The sequence below is a fragment of the Idiomarina xiamenensis 10-D-4 genome, assembly GCF_000299895.1.
GTDB lineage: Bacteria > Pseudomonadota > Gammaproteobacteria > Enterobacterales > Alteromonadaceae > Idiomarina > Idiomarina xiamenensis.
The window spans coordinates 1-14556 of the sequence record NZ_AMRG01000018.1 but is presented as its reverse complement, the minus strand read 5'-3'; the positions used below and the strand labels follow the sequence as shown (position 1 = coordinate 14556).

Genomic DNA, 14556 nt, shown 5'->3' with positions numbered 1-14556 from the left:
AAAGTGCATATTTACTGACCAAACAGTTAAAAATCACATAAAAAGCGGTTGACTCAACCCAGAGAAAATCGTTTAATACGCCCCACGCCCGGATAGCTCAGTCGGTAGAGCAGAGGATTGAAAATCCTCGTGTCGGTGGTTCGATTCCGCCTCCGGGCACCATTATTCAGAAAAAGCCAGTCTTCGGACTGGCTTTTTTGTATCTACGGATCGTTGAATCGAATGATGATTCGGTGCAAAGCACCTCACCCCTACGGGGCCAGCGCTAAAGCGCTGTTCAACTGCGCTGCGCGCAGTAGTCCGCCTCCGGGCACCACCATCCCTTCCAATGCCGTCCATACTTGTACTTTAAGCCTTTATTAATCAAGTACTTGGACGGTATTGGAGTCTTTTTTAGTCTTTTCTGGTTCAGTAACATCCACACTGTTTAGTAACACAGAACAAAATGTACAAAAGGCGTGTTACTAAAATACCCCGTATAACTAAACCATTGAGCGCTAGAGAAGTTAGCGAGGCGAAGCCCAAAGACAAAGAATACAACCTTTCTGATGGTCAAGGACTGCACCTAAGAGTCAAACCATCGGGCAAAAAAGTTTGGATCTTCAATTATTTCGAGCCCTTCACCAAACGCCGCAGAAACTTAACACTTGGCAACTTTCCTGATTTGTCTTTAAGTTTAGCACGTGAAAAGCGCCAGCAGAATCGGGAGTTACTTGCACAGGATATTGATCCCATATTTCACCGTGACGAACAGTTCGAAGCAGAACGGGCTGCGGCGGGCAATACATTCAAAGCAGTGGCTGAGCGTTGGTTCGAAACGCACCAGAAAGAAGTAAAGCCCGACACAGCCAAAAAGATTTGGCGTTCACTTGAAAATGACGTATTCCCACGAGTGGGCTCAATTCCAATCAAAAAATTAATAGCACCGAAAGCAATAGAAGTCATTGAAGCCCTTACCAAACGGAATAGCCTTGAGATGGCGCGTAAGGTCGCTCGCCGGATGAATAACGTCATGTCGTTCGCTCTTAATGTAGGATACATCGATCATAACCCTCTGACAGGCATCAATCGGGTAATACCTTCATCAAGGGTTCAGAACATGCCATCACGCGCCCCTGATGAATTACCGGAGCTCATGCGGGCTTTAAACTTTGCCAATATCAAATACGTAACTCGGTGTTTGATTGAATGGCAATTACACACCATGGTCCGCCCAGGCGAAGCCGTGCAGACCCGTTGGCAAGAGATCGACTTTGACAAAGCAATATGGGCAATCCCCGCAGAGAGAATGAAAATGGGACGACCTCATGAAGTGCCGTTAACCAAGCAGTCATTAGCGCTACTAGAGTTCATGCAGCCAATGAGCGGCCACAGAGAGTTTATATTTCCTTCTGATAGGGCTCCCCTTAAGCATGCTAATAAAGAAACCGCTAACATGGCTCTCAAGAGGATGGGCTTCGAAGGTCGCCTGGTAGCTCACGGCCTTAGGGCTCTAGCCAGCACTACGCTTAACGAGAGAGGTTTTGATAAAGACGTAATTGAAGTTGCGCTGGCGCATATCGACAAAGACAAAATTCGAGGGGCATATAACCGCGCTACTTACATAAAGCAGCGCAGAGAAATGATGGAATGGTGGTCTGAGCATATTGAAAAAGCGTCTCAGGGATCTATGAGCCTTTCCTCAACTGGAAAGGATAATATTTGATCTGATTGCCCGTAGGGTCAGGACGCATATATGTGGTTATTTTTTGATATAACGGACAATAACTGACTTTTCTGAACGAAATGAGCCCTTATAAGTGATGTGCACTCATCACCTGCATTAAAATGTAGGCACTTTCCTATTTTCGCCAGCTTGTTTCTAGTTCTGCGATAAGCGCCGATATCGCCATATTCGTGTTTATCCAACTTCTCAACTTCCCACTTATTGCCTCTGAAATTTTCGGGTAAGCGGATTAAATGGTTGATCTTACCTTTGCATGAGAGTGAGACAGACCGGCATCTCATCGGATTATCTGGTTGATGCTTCACCTACTGCTGGTGCATGTTTCCTTCGCTAATTCCAGCAAGAACCCCACACGCCTCAACTTCCCGGTCATCGTTGCAACTCGCTCTCAGTGAAACGAGTTGTTTCTCAAGCGCTTGCAGAGCGGTTATCTGCGACCGCACATGAGAGATGTGATCATCGAGCAAGGCGTTGACGGCGGTACAAGGCTGATGAGGGTCGTCCTGATAGCTCTGTAGTTCGTGAATCTCAGCCAGTGACAGGCCCAGGATTCTGCAGCGACGGATGAAGGCCAGCCCCTCACCATGCTTCTCGGTATAGACACGGTAACCGTTGTCCTGCCGATCAGGCGGCGGCAACAAGCCCTGCTGTTCATAGAAGCGGATCGTCTGTGTTTCGACCCCTACCAACTGCGCCAACTGACCAATGCGCATCAGCCTCCTCCCCAACGGATTCTTTACTCTATTGACCTTATAGTAGCTTTATAGTTTTAAATGGTACCACAACATTGTTCAAGTGGAGTCGTATCATGAGCAAATCCTGTGGTGGCGCCTGTGGCGGTGATGCAACGTCCGCAGCGGATACCGATATACAGGCCTCCTCCGAGGCGCCAGGGAGATGGGTCAGTGTTTATGCCGTGCCGAAGATGGACTGTCCATCAGAAGAACGAATGATTCGCCTAGCCCTGAACGGCTTTGAGGAGATTCGGGCGCTGTCCTTCGACTTGTCGAACCGCCGGCTGAAGGTCGTGCATGACGGCGAGGTCGAGCCCGTCACCTCGAAACTGAAGACCTTGGGGCTAGGCGCCTCGCTTCAGGAAACCGTCGCTGCAAATTCGGAGACCATCAAGGCCGCCGAGTTTTCGGCAGCTTCTGCTAAGCAAGAATCCGGGACCCTGCGCTGGTTGCTCGGCATCAATGCACTTCTGTTCGTGGTGGAAATGACTGCCGGTCTGATCGCCCAGTCCACCGGCCTGATTGGAGAATCCCTGGACAATTTTGCCGATGCGGCGGTGTACGGGCTTGCCCTTTATGCGGTTGGACATAGCGTGAAAATGCAGGTACGTGCCGCGCATCTTGCTGGTGTACTGCAACTGATCTTGGCTGTGGGCGTGCTCGTAGAGGTGGTGAGACGCTTTGTATTCGGTAGTGAGCCTGAATCGCTGGTGATGATGGCTATCGCATTCGTCGCATTGATTGCCAATACCAGTTGTCTGCTGCTCATATCCAAACATCGGGAAGGCGGGGCGCACATGAAGGCAAGCTGGATATTCTCGGCCAACGACGTGGTGATCAACCTGGGGGTCATCACCGCCGGCGCCCTGGTCGCGTGGACCGGTTCCAATTATCCGGATCTGATTATCGGCACCATCGCGGGGGGCATTGTACTTAACGGTGCCAGACGCATTTTGGCGTTGAAGGGTTAAATAATGCTCATTATTGGCAAAAAGCTCTCGCCGTATGCCCTATTGTCCATATCGGGCCTGCTGGCAGCGTCTGATCAGGCTGTAAAGTGGCTGGTGCAGCAATCAATGGCCTATGGCGAGTATGTTTCGGTGACCCCGTTCTTTAACTGGGTGCACCTATGGAACACCGGTGCCGCATTCAGTCTTTTTGCGAATGGTGGAGGCTGGCAGCGCTACTTTTTTATCGGAATCGCGGTAGTGGTCTCGATTTTTCTGATCAAGCTGATCCTTGAAAATCGTCATAAAGGAGAAGCCATCGCTTACAGTCTTATCCTCGGTGGCGCCATGGGCAACCTGATTGACCGGGTCTTTCGCGGCTATGTTGTGGATTCCTTTGATTTCTATTGGCGAGACTGGCATTGGCCGGCCTTCAACCTGGCTGATATTGCAATTGTCCTCGGTGCCTTACTTTTCGTTTCCAGCAGCTTGTTGGGTAAAAAAAGCAAACACCAATGCCGAGTCGGATGGATCTGACTGACACCTACGCCTATACAACACCATGACCGAACTTCCCGACAACATCCTTCACCTGCCGCAATACCAAGTACTGGGCTGCAAATCAACCGACGACGAAATGCACTTCCAGGTGGACGTGCCCGATCCCATCGCCTGCGAGGAATGCGGCGTGCAGGGTGAGTTCGTACGGTTCGGCAAGCGTGACGTTCCCTATCGTGATCTGCCCATCCACGGCAAGCGGGTCACTCTCTGGGTGGTCCGCCGCCGATACACCTGCCGGGCCTGCAAGACAACATTCAGGCCCCAGCTACCGGAGATGGTGGACGGATTCCGTATGACACTGCGGCTGCATGAGTACGTGGAGAAGGAATCCTTCAACCACCCCTACACCTTTGTGGCGGCACAGACCGGCCTGGACGAGAAGACGGTGCGCGACATCTTCAACGCCCGCGCCGAGTTCCTGGGGCGCTGGCGCCGCTTCGAGACGCCCCGCATCCTGGGCATTGACGAGCTATACCTGAACAAGCGCTACCGCTGCATTCTGACCAACATTGAGGAGCGAACCCTGCTCGACCTGCTGGCCACCCGCCGCCAGGACGTGGTGACCAACTACCTGATGGGGGCACCTCAGAAAACGGAAAATAAAGCACGCTAAGGCATAGCTGACCTTGCCAGGCCTGCTTCGCCCTGTAGTGACGCGATCAACGGGCAGGAAACATTCCCCTTTCGTGCATGGCAGGCGCACACGAGTTCAGACAGCACGGTTTCCATGCGCGCCAAGTCGGCCATCTTCTCGCGCACGTCCTTGAGCTTGTGTTCGGCCAGGCTGCTGGCCTCCTCGCAGTGGGTGCCAACGTCGAGCCGCAACAGCTCGGCAATCTCGTCCAGACTGAACCCCAGCCGCTGTGCCGATTTCACGAATTTCACCCGAACCACGTCCGATGCTGCCGTAAGGCTTGTCCGGTTCCGGCAACAGGCCCTTGCGCTGATAGAAGCGGATTGTCTCCACGTTGACCCCGGCCGCCTTGGCAAAAACGCCAATGGTCAGGTTTTCCAAATTATTTTCCATATCGCTTGACTCCGTACATGAGTACGGAAGTAAGGTTACGCTATCCAATCCAAATTCAAAAGGGCCAACGTATGTCTGAACCACAAAACGGGCGCGGTGCGCTCTTCGCCGGCGGGCTGGCCGCCATTCTTGCATCGACCTGCTGCCTGGGGCCGCTAGTACTGGTCGCCCTGGGCTTCTCCGGTGCTTGGATCGGCAACCTGACGGTGCTGGAACCCTATCGACCGTTGTTCATCGGCGCGGCGCTAGTGGCGCTGTTCTTCGCCTGGAAGCGGATTTACCGGCCCGTGCAGGCATGCAAGCCAGGTGAGGTCTGCGCGATTCCGCAGGTGCGCGCCACCTACAAGCTGATTTTCTGGATCGTGGCCGTGCTGGTCCTGGTCGCGCTTGGATTTCCCTATGTCGTTCCATTTTTCTATTAACCAGGAGTTCATCATGAAGAAACTGTTTGCCTCCCTTGCCCTCGCCGCCGCTGTTGCCCCGGTGTGGGCCGCTACCCAGACCGTCACGCTAGCGGTTCCCGGCATGACTTGCGCCGCCTGCCCGATCACAGTCAAGAAAGCGCTCTCCAAGGTCGAAGGCGTGAGCAAGGTCGATGTGGGCTTCGAGAAGCGCGAGGCCGTCGTCACTTTTGACGACACCAAGGCCAGCGTACAGAAGCTGACCAAGGCCACCGCAGACGCCGGCTATCCGTCCAGCGTCAAGCAGTGAGCCAGCAAGCCAACGACAACAGCGAGAGCCGCTTCATGGGACTGATGACACGCATTGCCGATAAAACCGGCGCGCTCGGCAGCGTCGTTTCCGCGATGGGCTGCGCCGCCTGCTTTCCAGCCCTCGCCAGCTTCGGCGCGGCCATCGGGCTGGGCTTCTTGAGCCAGTAAGAGGGACTGTTCATCAGCCGCCTGCTGCCGCTGTTTGCCGCGCTGGCCTTCCTGGCGAACGCGCTGGGTTGGTTCAGTCATCGGCAATGGCTGCGCAGTCTGCTCGGCATGATCGGCCCGGCCATCGTGTTTGCGGCCACGGTCTGGCTGCTCGGCAACTGGTGGACGGCGAACCTGATGTACGTCGGCCTGGCCTTGATGATTGGGGTGTCGATCTGGGACTTCGTGTCGCCGGCGCATCGCCGTTGCGGACCGGACGGCTGCGAACTCCCCGCCAAGCGCTTGTGAAAGACGGCTGACCGTGCGACACGGCGGCCCACACGAATAAGGAACGATGGTATGAGCACTCTCAAAATCACCGGCATGACTTGCGACTCGTGCGCAGTGCATGTCAAGGACGCCCTGGAGAAAGTGCCCGGCGTGCAATCAGCGGATGTCTCCTACGCCAAGGGCAGCGCCAAGCTCGCCATTGAGGTCACCCGACGCGCTGACGGCCGCTGTAGCTGGACTCGGTTATCGGGCCACGCTGGCCGATGCCCCCTCAGTTTCGACGCCGGGCGGATTGCTCGACAAGATGCGCGATCTGCTGGGCAGAAACGACAAGACGGGTAGCAGCGGCGCATTGCATATCGCCGTCATCGGCAGCGGCGGGGCCGCGATGGCAGCGGCGCTGAAGGCCGTCGAGCAAGGCGCACGTGTCACGCTGATCGAGCGCGGCACCATCGGCGGCACCTGCGTCAATGTCGGTTGTGTGCCGTCCAAGATCATGATCCGCGCCGCCCATATCGCCCATCTGCGCCGGGAAAGCCCGTTCGATGGCGGCATCGCCGCTACCACGCCGACCATCCAGCGCACGGCGCTGCTGGCCCAGCAGCAGGCCCGCGTCGATGAACTGCGCCACGCCAAGTACGAAGGCATCTTGGAGGGCAATCCGGCGATCACTGTGCTGCACGGCTCCGCCCGCTTTAAGGACAATCGCAACCTGATCGTGCAACTCAACGACGGCGGCGAGCGCGTGGTGGCATTCGACCGCTGCCTGATCGCCACCGGCGCGAGCCCGGCCGTGCCGCCGATTCCCGGCCTGAAAGACACTCCGTACTGGACTTCCACTGAAGCGCTGGTCAGCGAGACGATTCCTAAGCGCCTGGCCGTGATTGGCTCATCAGTGGTGGCGCTGGAGCTGGCGCAGGCGTTCGCCCGACTCGGAGCGAAGGTGACGATCCTGGCTCGCAGCACGCTGTTCTTCCGCGAAGACCCAGCTATAGGCGAAGCCGTCACGGCCGCATTCCGCATGGAGGGCATCGAGGTGAGGGAACACACCCAGGCCAGCCAGGTCGCGTATATCAATGGTGAAGGGGACGGCGAATTCGTGCTCACCACGGCGCACGGCGAACTGCGCGCCGACAAGCTGCTGGTCGCCACCGGCCGCGCGCCCAACACACGCAAGCTGGCACTGGATGCGACGGGCGTCACGCTCACCCCGCAAGGCGCTATCGTCATCGACCCCGGCATGCGTACAAGCGTGGAACACATCTACGCCGCAGGCGACTGCACCGACCAGCCGCAGTTCGTCTATGTGGCGGCAGCGGCCGGCACTCGCGCCGCGATCAACATGACCGGCGGTGACGCGGCCCTGAACCTGACCGCGATGCCGGCCGTGGTGTTCACCGACCCGCAAGTGGCGACCGTAGGCTACAGCGAGGCGGAAGCGCACCATGACGGCATCAAAACTGATAGTCGCACGCTAACGCTGGACAACGTGCCGCGCGCGCTCGCCAACTTCGACACGCGCGGCTTCATCAAACTGGTGGTTGAAGAAGGCAGCGGACGACTGATCGGCGTGCAGGCAGTGGCCCCGGAAGCGGGCGAACTGATCCAGACGGCCGCACTGGCGATTCGCAACCGGATGACGGTGCAGGAACTGGCCGACCAGTTGTTCCCCTACCTGACGATGGTCGAAGGGTTGAAGCTCGCGGCGCAGACCTTCAACAAGGATGTGAAGCAGCTTTCCTGCTGCGCCGGGTGAGGACAAGGAGGTGTGCGATGAGCGCCTACACGGTATCGCAACTGGCCCATAACGCTGGGGTGAGCGTACATATCGTGCGCGACTACCTGGTGCGCGGCTTGTTACGGCCGGTGGCCTGCACCACGGGCGGCTACGGCGTGTTCGACGATGCGGCCTTGCAACGGCTTAGCGTGCTTTATTTTCCGTTTTCTGAGACGACCCCCTGATGAAGCTGAAAGACCGGCAGAAGGTCGAGATCGTCAGCATGGACATGTGGAACCCCTACCGGGCAGCGGTCAAGGCTGTGCTGCCCCAGGCCCGTATCGTGGTCGATAAGTTCCATGTGGTGCGCATGGCCAACGATGCCCTAGAGAGAGTGCGCAAGGGCCTCAGAAAGGAGCTGAAACCGTCCCAGAGCCGGACTCTCAAGGGAGACCGGAAAATCCTGCTGAAACGCGCTCACGAAGTCTCAGACCGGGAGCGCCTCATCATGGAGACCTGGACAGGCGCGTTCCCGCAACTGCTGGCCGCCTACGAGCACAAGGAGCGCTTCTACGGCATCTGGGACGCCACCACACGGCTCCAGGCAGAAGCCGCCCTGGACGAGTGGATAGCCACCATCCCGAAGGGCCAAAAGGAAGTCTGGAGCGATTTGGTCAGGGCAGTGGGAAACTGGCGCGAAGAGACCATGACCTACTTCGAGACGGACATGCCCGTCACCAACGCTTACACGGAGTCCATCAACCGACTGGCCAAGGACAAGAACCGTGAAGGGCGCGGTTACTCCTTCGAGGTGATGCGGGCACGAATGCTCTACACCACGAAGCACAAGAAGAAGGCACCGACTGCGAAGGTCTCTCCTTTCTACAAGAAAACCATCGGTTACGGACTGCCGGACTTCGCAGAGGAACTCAACTACGGAGTCGATCTATCAACCATCTGAGGGTGGTATCAGATTGATGGGGTGAAGGTGCCCCATCAACCATTAAATCCGTATACCCAAAAAAACTAAAGTTGTATACAAAGCTCTTTAATAGCAGCGCTTGTAGAGCTTGTATATTCAACTTTTACCCCCCTTAAATATCCTAACTCTTTTAAAATCAGCTCTTATAAACGGTTAAAAAGCCATCAAAAAAAGTTGTCCAGTTTTTCAAAATTTAAAATATATTTTCAATTTTTATGAATTTTTAATCTCACAATTAGAGATGCTAATCCTCCAGCGACTATAATGCGTATATAGATGTACCATTTTTAAGTAAGGAGACGTCACTATGAGTCAATCAACTCAAAAAGCCACGCTTTACAGAATGTCGACACCTGACCACCAATGCCCTTTTGGTTTAAAAACCAGGCACTTACTTAAAGCCAACGGTTACGATGTGGACGACAACCTACTGGAAAGCCGCGAGGAAACCGACATATTCAAGGAAAAACACAACGTCGATACCACTCCACAAGTGTTTATTGGTGATGAACGCATCGGTGGGTACGAAGAGGTTCGAGCCTTTCTTGGAAAACCTCTTCCTGACCCTGACGCAACCAGTTACCGACCCGTTATTGCATTATTTATTATGACAGCGCTCCTCTCCGTAGCCACGTCGTGGTTGTCTTTTGGTCGCGCATTTACCGGACAAACCATCGAGTGGTTCATCAGTTTCTCGATGGTGGTTCTGGCCTTGCTCAAACTCCAGGACGTAGAGAAATTCTCTACCATGTTTCTCAACTACGATCTTCTCGCCAAAAAATGGGTGCCTTATGGCCGTGTTTACCCCTACGCCGAAGGCTTGGCGGGTCTGTTAATGGCAGCGGAATTTGCTCATGTCATTTCCATCCCTATTGCGTTATTCATAGGCATCGTGGGTTCTGTCTCCGTTTTTAAAGCCGTTTATGTCGACAAACGTGAGCTAAAATGTGCCTGTGTCGGTGGCTCAAGTAATGTGCCGTTAGGCTTCATTTCGCTCACTGAAAACCTCATGATGGTCGCTATGGCTATCTGGATGTTTTTTACAATGAACTAGAAAAGGAGCGCTATGCGCTCTTTTTCTTAACGCTTTTTACGTAAAAACAAAATCTCACCAGCGGCAATCAATGCCATACCGATAAGAGACGCCCAAATAACCAGCGGATCGCTTGTCCATTTCACCCATATAAAAGCGGCTAAAACAATGACATCTAGCGCGATTGCGCTGACAAGTATGTAAATATTGGCATTCACTTTTTGTCTAAGATGTCTCAATACCCCCCAGTGGATCGCAATGTCCATAACGATATAAAAAATAGCACCAAGCGAAGCGATTCGGTTCAAATCGAAAAAAGCAGCTAAGACCATAGCCATCACGATAGTGTAAACCAGTGTGTGCTTCTGAATGGAACCTGGCATCCCAAAATGACTGTGTGGCACAAGTTTCATATTGGTCAACATAGCCAACATTCTCGAGACGGCAAACGCGCTCGCGATCACACCGGATACCGTTGCGACAATTGCAAAAGCGACCGTCACCCAAAGTCCAGTCTCGCCATAGACGGGTCTGGCAGCTTCAGCAAGCGCATAATCTTTCGCTTTCACAATCTCATCTATGGACAGGCTCGAGCCAACCGCCAGAGTGACCAGAACATATATTAACGCGCAGATAATCAACGAAATAATAATGGCACGCCCGACATTTTTCTTGGGCTCAACAATTTCACCGCCACTATTGGTTATTGTTGTAAACCCTTTGTACGCAAGTATGCTTAAAGCAATCCCCGCTAAAATACCGCCGCCGGTAGCTTCTTCTGGAATAGCCGATATCGATTCAAACTGAATGCCTGAGGCCCACAAACCACCAGCCGCTAAAATCACCAATCCTAAAGCCTTAACAAAGGCCATAAAAAACGAGAACGTTTGAATAAACTGATTACTCAAAATATTGATAAAAAACGCAAAGACCAGCAAACCAACCGCCAACAACGGGACAAGCCACTGCGCTTCAAAAGAAATTAATTGGCTGGTATAGGACGCAAATGTCCGAGCGACTAAACTTTCATTAATCACCATAGAAAAGTACATCAAGAGTGCGAATATTGCCGTCACACTTCCTTTCCCATAGGCTTTACTGAGGAACATCGCAATGCCCCCCGCTGACGGGTATGCTTTGGCCAGTTTCACATACGAATAGGCGCTGAAACCGGCAATGATACCGCCGCACACAAACGCCAGTACAAACCACTCTCTTGCTAGCTGAGCAACTTGTCCTGTCAGTGCAAAAATACCAGCGCCAATCATGACACCAGTCCCCAGCGACACCGCCCCCCAAAGACTAAGGCTTCCTTTCTGATAACCCTGATGTCCGTGTTCGTGATCGTGTTCCGCCATAATCAGCTCCTGTGGTTGACGTTAGTTGGACCAGTGAATCCGGATAATTTTCCAGCCAGACTCCGGGGTATGTGAAACGGTTACAGTTTCATTCATCGTTAAATCAATCTCACGCCCGTTGTACGCCCCGGAAATACTATATCGAGAAGTGATCACAGCAAGGCTAGCCACTTCATATCGTGTTCTTTCAATCAGCTTGGAAGGAACCGCCTGGCTAAATTTGATATCTGACTTAAGATGATGAGCACTGTATTCAGCCAGGGACCGTTCAACGCCACCACCTTCAAAGATAAGCACATCATCGGAAAGCACGTCTTTAACGACCTCCGTGTCACCTTCAGTTAAAGCAGTTCGAAATGCATCAAGCACAGCGGTCGGCTCAGATAGTTTTTCGGCGCTACTGGGCGCTGAAATAAACATTACCGAAACCATAAAAACACTCACAAGTAATTTCATTCTTCTTATTCCTTACATTAACCGGGGGAAAACACGCTGCTTAGCGCAGAGGCCAGGATAAAAATAGTGACAGCCAATACCATTTCTACCGTTATCGATTGCTTCAGTCGCTTCGCAGCCGACTCATTATTCAACTGGGGTACCAGCTTTAATTTATGCAGTGCGGCGACAAGAAGAATCAACGCCACAAACACAAGCTTCACCAGCAATACCGTGTCGTATGAAGTTAATGGCAGCTTTGGTACCCATTGTCCGGTTGCACTTCGATACATAACCACACCCGCAATCAAGAGTATCGGAACCGCTGCAGACATGTGCCCTCCAAAACGTTCCATAATAATTTTCGCTTTATTAAGTGATACGGAGGTTGCCAGCTTACGCAGTGAATTCAGACTGCCAAACCAGACCCAGGCGACTAACAGATGTGTTAAAAGCGCTAGCTTTCCCCACCAGACCGCGTCACTGCCGTGCCCGATACTTAAAAAACTCCATCCCATGAGTCCAATCGCCACAACATATAGCATCCACTGTATGCTTGTTACCTTAACAACAGAGTAAATAATCCAGGCAACAGCAACGGTTACCTGAAGTTGGATGAACAACCCCACAGGGCCGGTCCATATAAATTGCATGTAGGTCGTGTCAACCACTCCGGCAAAGCCTTCAGCAGCAAAACTACCGACTTTAAGAAAAAAATACATAAGGCTTGCCAGTAATAGAAGCAACGCAACAAGGCTATTCTTTCGTTCAGACTGCTTTTTAAAACCGGACAAATAAACGATATAAGGCGAGGCGGTCATCACCGCGTTAAGCCAGAATATAAAGGCCAGCGTTAAAACGCTGGCCACACTCCAAAGGGTCATCATTTCACCTCAAAGCTAAAATCACCCGATATTTTATGACTGTCCCCACCCATGGCCGTCCAGTAAACCGTGTAACCACCGGACGCCAAGTTATTTTTAACAGCAATTTCGTACGCTGCTTTAGGAGTCATGCTCATCGAAAAGCCCAACGGATGCATTTTACCGTCATCTGAGTGCAGCATAATTTTAGCCAGACGAACATCACCGGAAAAATTCATCGTAATTTCCGTTGGTGACTCGGACAAAGTCGCACCGTCCTCCGGGCTACTGGATGTCAGACCGACGTGGGCGCTGGCCCATGCACTAAAAAATAACGCGGTACCGAAGGCTAATTTAAGTACGTTTTTCATATTGTTTCCTCTTTGTTTATTATCAATTAAAACCAAACTCTGGCCCCAAGGACCACGCCTGTTTCTGTGGTGTCTTCACCCATTCGTTTCATTTCATCTGCCGTATTTCCTAACGCCCCGTTCCAATACACACCGATGTAAGGGGCAAATTCACGACTTATTTCATGGCGATATCGCAACCCCACGCGCAAGTTGCTCAAGCCACTTTGCCGTTCATATTTGTCTGAGTCTGTCAGGTTGGCTGTTAACTCAATGCGAGGTTGTAAGTACGAGGTTTGTGTTAACTGCCACTCGTACTCGGTTTCGCTAACAAATTGGACATCGCCTTCTTCGTTCATCATCAAAGAATTATCCATTTCAAACCAGTACGGCGCCAAGCCCATAAAACTTAAGACCGCATAGTTTTCCATCGAGGCATCCGACGATAAGGTGCCTCGCGTACCAATACCGGCCTGAAACGACCAAAATGGAGACACCAAGTATCCATACAGCAGTTCTGCACTTTCAAGGTCAGTTGGCTCACCGTCATCTTGAACGTTTTCACCTTCACTTTTGAAGACAACCCGGTGATAATCTCCGCCATACCAAGCCATCACGTCCCAGACAGCAAGATTCTCCTCCTCGTTGGTTCGCGTTAACTCCAACCGATCGAACAGTACTTGCCCGGTGTAATATTCTTTGACGGGTTCAGGCCAGTCCTCTTTCGCATGTCCGGCGACTGCTAAACCTGGCAACAACGCCGCACCCACTAATAATGATTTACCGTACATAATTGTCCTCCTTATGCGACATTGACCACACGGAACATACCCGCTTTCATGTGATACAACAGGTGACAGTGGAACGCCCAACTACCCGGCGCGTCTGCCGTTATCAATAACGACACTTTTTCGCTCGGCTTCAGGCTAATCGTATGTTTGCGTGGGCGTGGATACTGTCCGTTTTCAAGTTCCATCCACATACCGTGTAGGTGTATGGGGTGGTCCATCATCGTATCGTTTACCATCACCAACCTCAGTCGTTCTCCATGATGAAACTGAACCGGGCCATCCACTTCGGTAAACTTCTGACCATCAAAAGACCACATGTAACGCTCCATATTACCCGTTAAGTGCAGCTCTATCTGTCGTTCGGGATCCCGCGTATCCGGCCATTCATGCGCGCCGACCAAGTCGGTATACACTAAGACTTTATGATCAACGTCTTCCAATCCAATCCCGGGTTCATGCAAACGGCTTACCGGGTTTGTAGCAATCATAGCCGCCCCGGCGCCATGTCCGGACTCACGGTGTTTGATTTTAATGTTTTCGACCGGGAGCTCTTTTTTATGTGTCATTTTATGCGTCATATGACTGTTATTGCCGCCCATATGCTTCATATTCATGCTATTGCCTTTCATATCACCGGACATCGCCATCGCTCCCATGCCCATAGCGGCCATGCCTCGCTCAGGAACTTGCCGTAGTTCAGGCACTTCAGCCTCAAGACCAAGTTCCGGCGTTAACGTACCTCTGACATAACCACTTCGATCAAAGCTCTCAGCATAAATAGTGTACGGCTTGTTTTGCTTAGGCTGGACAATTACATCATAGGTTTCCGCCACACCAATGCGGAACTCGTCAACTGGCACCGGCTTCACAGGCTGCCCGTC

General features: G+C 52.5%; 16 protein-coding genes, 1 tRNA gene and 5 pseudogenes. 13 read left to right on the top strand and 9 right to left on the bottom strand.

The features are described from left to right. The first annotated feature begins 86 nt into the window (after nt 1-86). Together A10D4_RS11850 and A10D4_RS11845 are read left to right on the top strand one after the other, a co-directional pair. Nucleotides 87-162, top strand: a tRNA-Phe gene (locus A10D4_RS11850). A gap of 307 nt (nt 163-469) precedes the next feature. Continuing rightward, nucleotides 470-1705: an integrase domain-containing protein gene (locus A10D4_RS11845; protein WP_040502937.1), complete on the top strand. Its 1236-nt coding sequence runs from the start codon at nt 470-472 to the stop codon at nt 1703-1705. Between the two features lie 326 nt (nt 1706-2031). Here the strand turns inward: A10D4_RS11845 and cadR are convergent, their stop codons facing one another. Then, nucleotides 2032-2439, bottom strand: a complete 408-nt coding sequence (cadR, locus tag A10D4_RS11835; protein ID WP_004364961.1) for a Cd(II)/Pb(II)-responsive transcriptional regulator — start codon at nt 2437-2439, stop codon at nt 2032-2034. 95 nt (nt 2440-2534) lie between these two features. Here cadR and A10D4_RS11830 point away from each other — a divergent pair, with 95 nt between their 5' ends. The 3 genes and pseudogenes from A10D4_RS11830 to A10D4_RS11820 all read left to right on the top strand — a co-directional run. Beyond that, nucleotides 2535-3431 (top strand): cation efflux transmembrane domain-containing protein, encoded by an 897-nt coding sequence (locus tag A10D4_RS11830; protein WP_008489776.1) that lies wholly within the window; start codon nt 2535-2537, stop codon nt 3429-3431. Nucleotides 3432-3434: 3 nt separating this feature from the next. Beyond that, nucleotides 3435-3948: pseudogene (lspA, locus tag A10D4_RS11825) on the top strand (signal peptidase II). A gap of 21 nt (nt 3949-3969) precedes the next feature. Further along, a pseudogene (locus A10D4_RS11820) lies at nt 3970-4545 on the top strand (ISL3-like element ISPpu12 family transposase); the annotation flags it as partial. 32 nt (nt 4546-4577) lie between these two features. Here A10D4_RS11820 and A10D4_RS14595 read toward each other — a convergent pair. Both A10D4_RS14595 and A10D4_RS14590 read right to left on the bottom strand, forming a co-directional pair. Next, entirely contained in the window at nt 4578-4844 is a 267-nt protein-coding gene (locus tag A10D4_RS14595; RefSeq protein ID WP_008489773.1) for a MerR family DNA-binding protein, read from the bottom strand. 76 nt (nt 4845-4920) lie between these two features. Next, nucleotides 4921-4995: pseudogene (locus A10D4_RS14590) on the bottom strand (hypothetical protein); the annotation flags it as partial. Between the two features lie 71 nt (nt 4996-5066). Here A10D4_RS14590 and A10D4_RS11810 point away from each other — a divergent pair. From A10D4_RS11810 to A10D4_RS11780, 8 genes and pseudogenes are all read left to right on the top strand, one after another. Beyond that, nucleotides 5067-5417 (top strand): mercuric transport protein MerT, encoded by a 351-nt coding sequence (locus A10D4_RS11810; RefSeq protein ID WP_001294663.1) that lies wholly within the window; start codon nt 5067-5069, stop codon nt 5415-5417. A gap of 13 nt (nt 5418-5430) precedes the next feature. After that, nucleotides 5431-5706 (top strand): mercury resistance system periplasmic binding protein MerP, encoded by a 276-nt coding sequence (merP, locus tag A10D4_RS11805; protein WP_000732292.1) that lies wholly within the window; start codon nt 5431-5433, stop codon nt 5704-5706. Nucleotides 5707-5882: 176 nt separating this feature from the next. Then, entirely contained in the window at nt 5883-6164 is a 282-nt protein-coding gene (locus A10D4_RS13995) for a MerC family mercury resistance protein (protein WP_425541724.1), read from the top strand. 51 nt (nt 6165-6215) lie between these two features. Further along, the gene (locus A10D4_RS14585) at nt 6216-6488 is read left to right on the top strand and encodes a cation transporter (protein WP_474515757.1); all 273 of its coding nucleotides are present in this window, start codon (nt 6216-6218) and stop codon (nt 6486-6488) included. Next, nucleotides 6403-7902 carry a mercury(II) reductase gene (gene merA, locus A10D4_RS11795; protein ID WP_474515758.1) on the top strand — a complete coding sequence of 500 codons (1500 nt, stop codon included), beginning with the start codon at nt 6403-6405 and terminating at the stop codon, nt 7900-7902. Before A10D4_RS14585 ends, merA begins: the two co-directional genes overlap by 86 nt. Before the next feature lie 17 nt (nt 7903-7919). Further along, nucleotides 7920-8069: pseudogene (locus A10D4_RS11790) on the top strand (MerR family transcriptional regulator); the annotation flags it as partial. A 35-nt stretch (nt 8070-8104) separates the two neighbouring features. Further along, nucleotides 8105-8824 (top strand): annotated as a pseudogene (locus A10D4_RS11785) (ISL3-like element ISPpu12 family transposase); the annotation flags it as partial. A gap of 328 nt (nt 8825-9152) precedes the next feature. After that, the gene (locus A10D4_RS11780) at nt 9153-9899 is read left to right on the top strand and encodes a MauE/DoxX family redox-associated membrane protein (protein ID WP_008489767.1); all 747 of its coding nucleotides are present in this window, start codon (nt 9153-9155) and stop codon (nt 9897-9899) included. A 26-nt stretch (nt 9900-9925) separates the two neighbouring features. Here A10D4_RS11780 and A10D4_RS11775 read toward each other — a convergent pair whose 3' ends face one another. The 6 genes from A10D4_RS11775 to A10D4_RS11750 form a co-directional block, all read right to left on the bottom strand. Continuing rightward, nucleotides 9926-11236, bottom strand: a complete 1311-nt coding sequence (locus tag A10D4_RS11775; RefSeq protein ID WP_008489765.1) for an APC family permease — start codon at nt 11234-11236, stop codon at nt 9926-9928. Nucleotides 11237-11257: 21 nt separating this feature from the next. Next, complete coding sequence (locus tag A10D4_RS11770; RefSeq protein WP_008489764.1) at nt 11258-11692, bottom strand: YybH family protein; 435 nt, start codon at nt 11690-11692, stop codon at nt 11258-11260. A gap of 17 nt (nt 11693-11709) precedes the next feature. Then, complete coding sequence (locus A10D4_RS11765) at nt 11710-12558, bottom strand: copper resistance D family protein (protein ID WP_237738549.1); 849 nt, start codon at nt 12556-12558, stop codon at nt 11710-11712. Continuing rightward, nucleotides 12555-12905 carry a copper resistance CopC family protein gene (locus A10D4_RS11760; protein WP_008489761.1) on the bottom strand — a complete coding sequence of 117 codons (351 nt, stop codon included), beginning with the start codon at nt 12903-12905 and terminating at the stop codon, nt 12555-12557. The genes A10D4_RS11765 and A10D4_RS11760 overlap by 4 nt, the downstream gene beginning before the upstream one ends. A gap of 26 nt (nt 12906-12931) precedes the next feature. Further along, nucleotides 12932-13675, bottom strand: a complete 744-nt coding sequence (locus A10D4_RS11755) for a copper resistance protein B (RefSeq protein ID WP_008489760.1) — start codon at nt 13673-13675, stop codon at nt 12932-12934. A gap of 11 nt (nt 13676-13686) precedes the next feature. Further along, the coding region (locus A10D4_RS11750; protein ID WP_008489759.1) for a multicopper oxidase domain-containing protein at nt 13687-14556 on the bottom strand (870 nt) is incomplete at its 5' end.

Coding starts and splice junctions, on each gene's coding strand:
- A10D4_RS11780 (WP_008489767.1), top strand. CDS start 9,153: ATGAGTCAATCAACTCAAAAAGCCACGCTTTACAGAATGTCGACACCT.
- A10D4_RS11810 (WP_001294663.1), top strand. CDS start 5,067: ATGTCTGAACCACAAAACGGGCGCGGTGCGCTCTTCGCCGGCGGGCTG.
- A10D4_RS14585 (WP_474515757.1), top strand. CDS start 6,216: ATGAGCACTCTCAAAATCACCGGCATGACTTGCGACTCGTGCGCAGTG.
- merP (WP_000732292.1), top strand. CDS start 5,431: ATGAAGAAACTGTTTGCCTCCCTTGCCCTCGCCGCCGCTGTTGCCCCG.
- A10D4_RS11760 (WP_008489761.1), bottom strand. CDS start 12,905: ATGAAAAACGTACTTAAATTAGCCTTCGGTACCGCGTTATTTTTTAGT.
- A10D4_RS11770 (WP_008489764.1), bottom strand. CDS start 11,692: ATGAAATTACTTGTGAGTGTTTTTATGGTTTCGGTAATGTTTATTTCA.
- A10D4_RS11775 (WP_008489765.1), bottom strand. CDS start 11,236: ATGGCGGAACACGATCACGAACACGGACATCAGGGTTATCAGAAAGGA.
- A10D4_RS11830 (WP_008489776.1), top strand. CDS start 2,535: ATGAGCAAATCCTGTGGTGGCGCCTGTGGCGGTGATGCAACGTCCGCA.
- cadR (WP_004364961.1), bottom strand. CDS start 2,439: ATGCGCATTGGTCAGTTGGCGCAGTTGGTAGGGGTCGAAACACAGACG.
- A10D4_RS11765 (WP_237738549.1), bottom strand. CDS start 12,558: ATGATGACCCTTTGGAGTGTGGCCAGCGTTTTAACGCTGGCCTTTATA.
- A10D4_RS11755 (WP_008489760.1), bottom strand. CDS start 13,675: ATGTACGGTAAATCATTATTAGTGGGTGCGGCGTTGTTGCCAGGTTTA.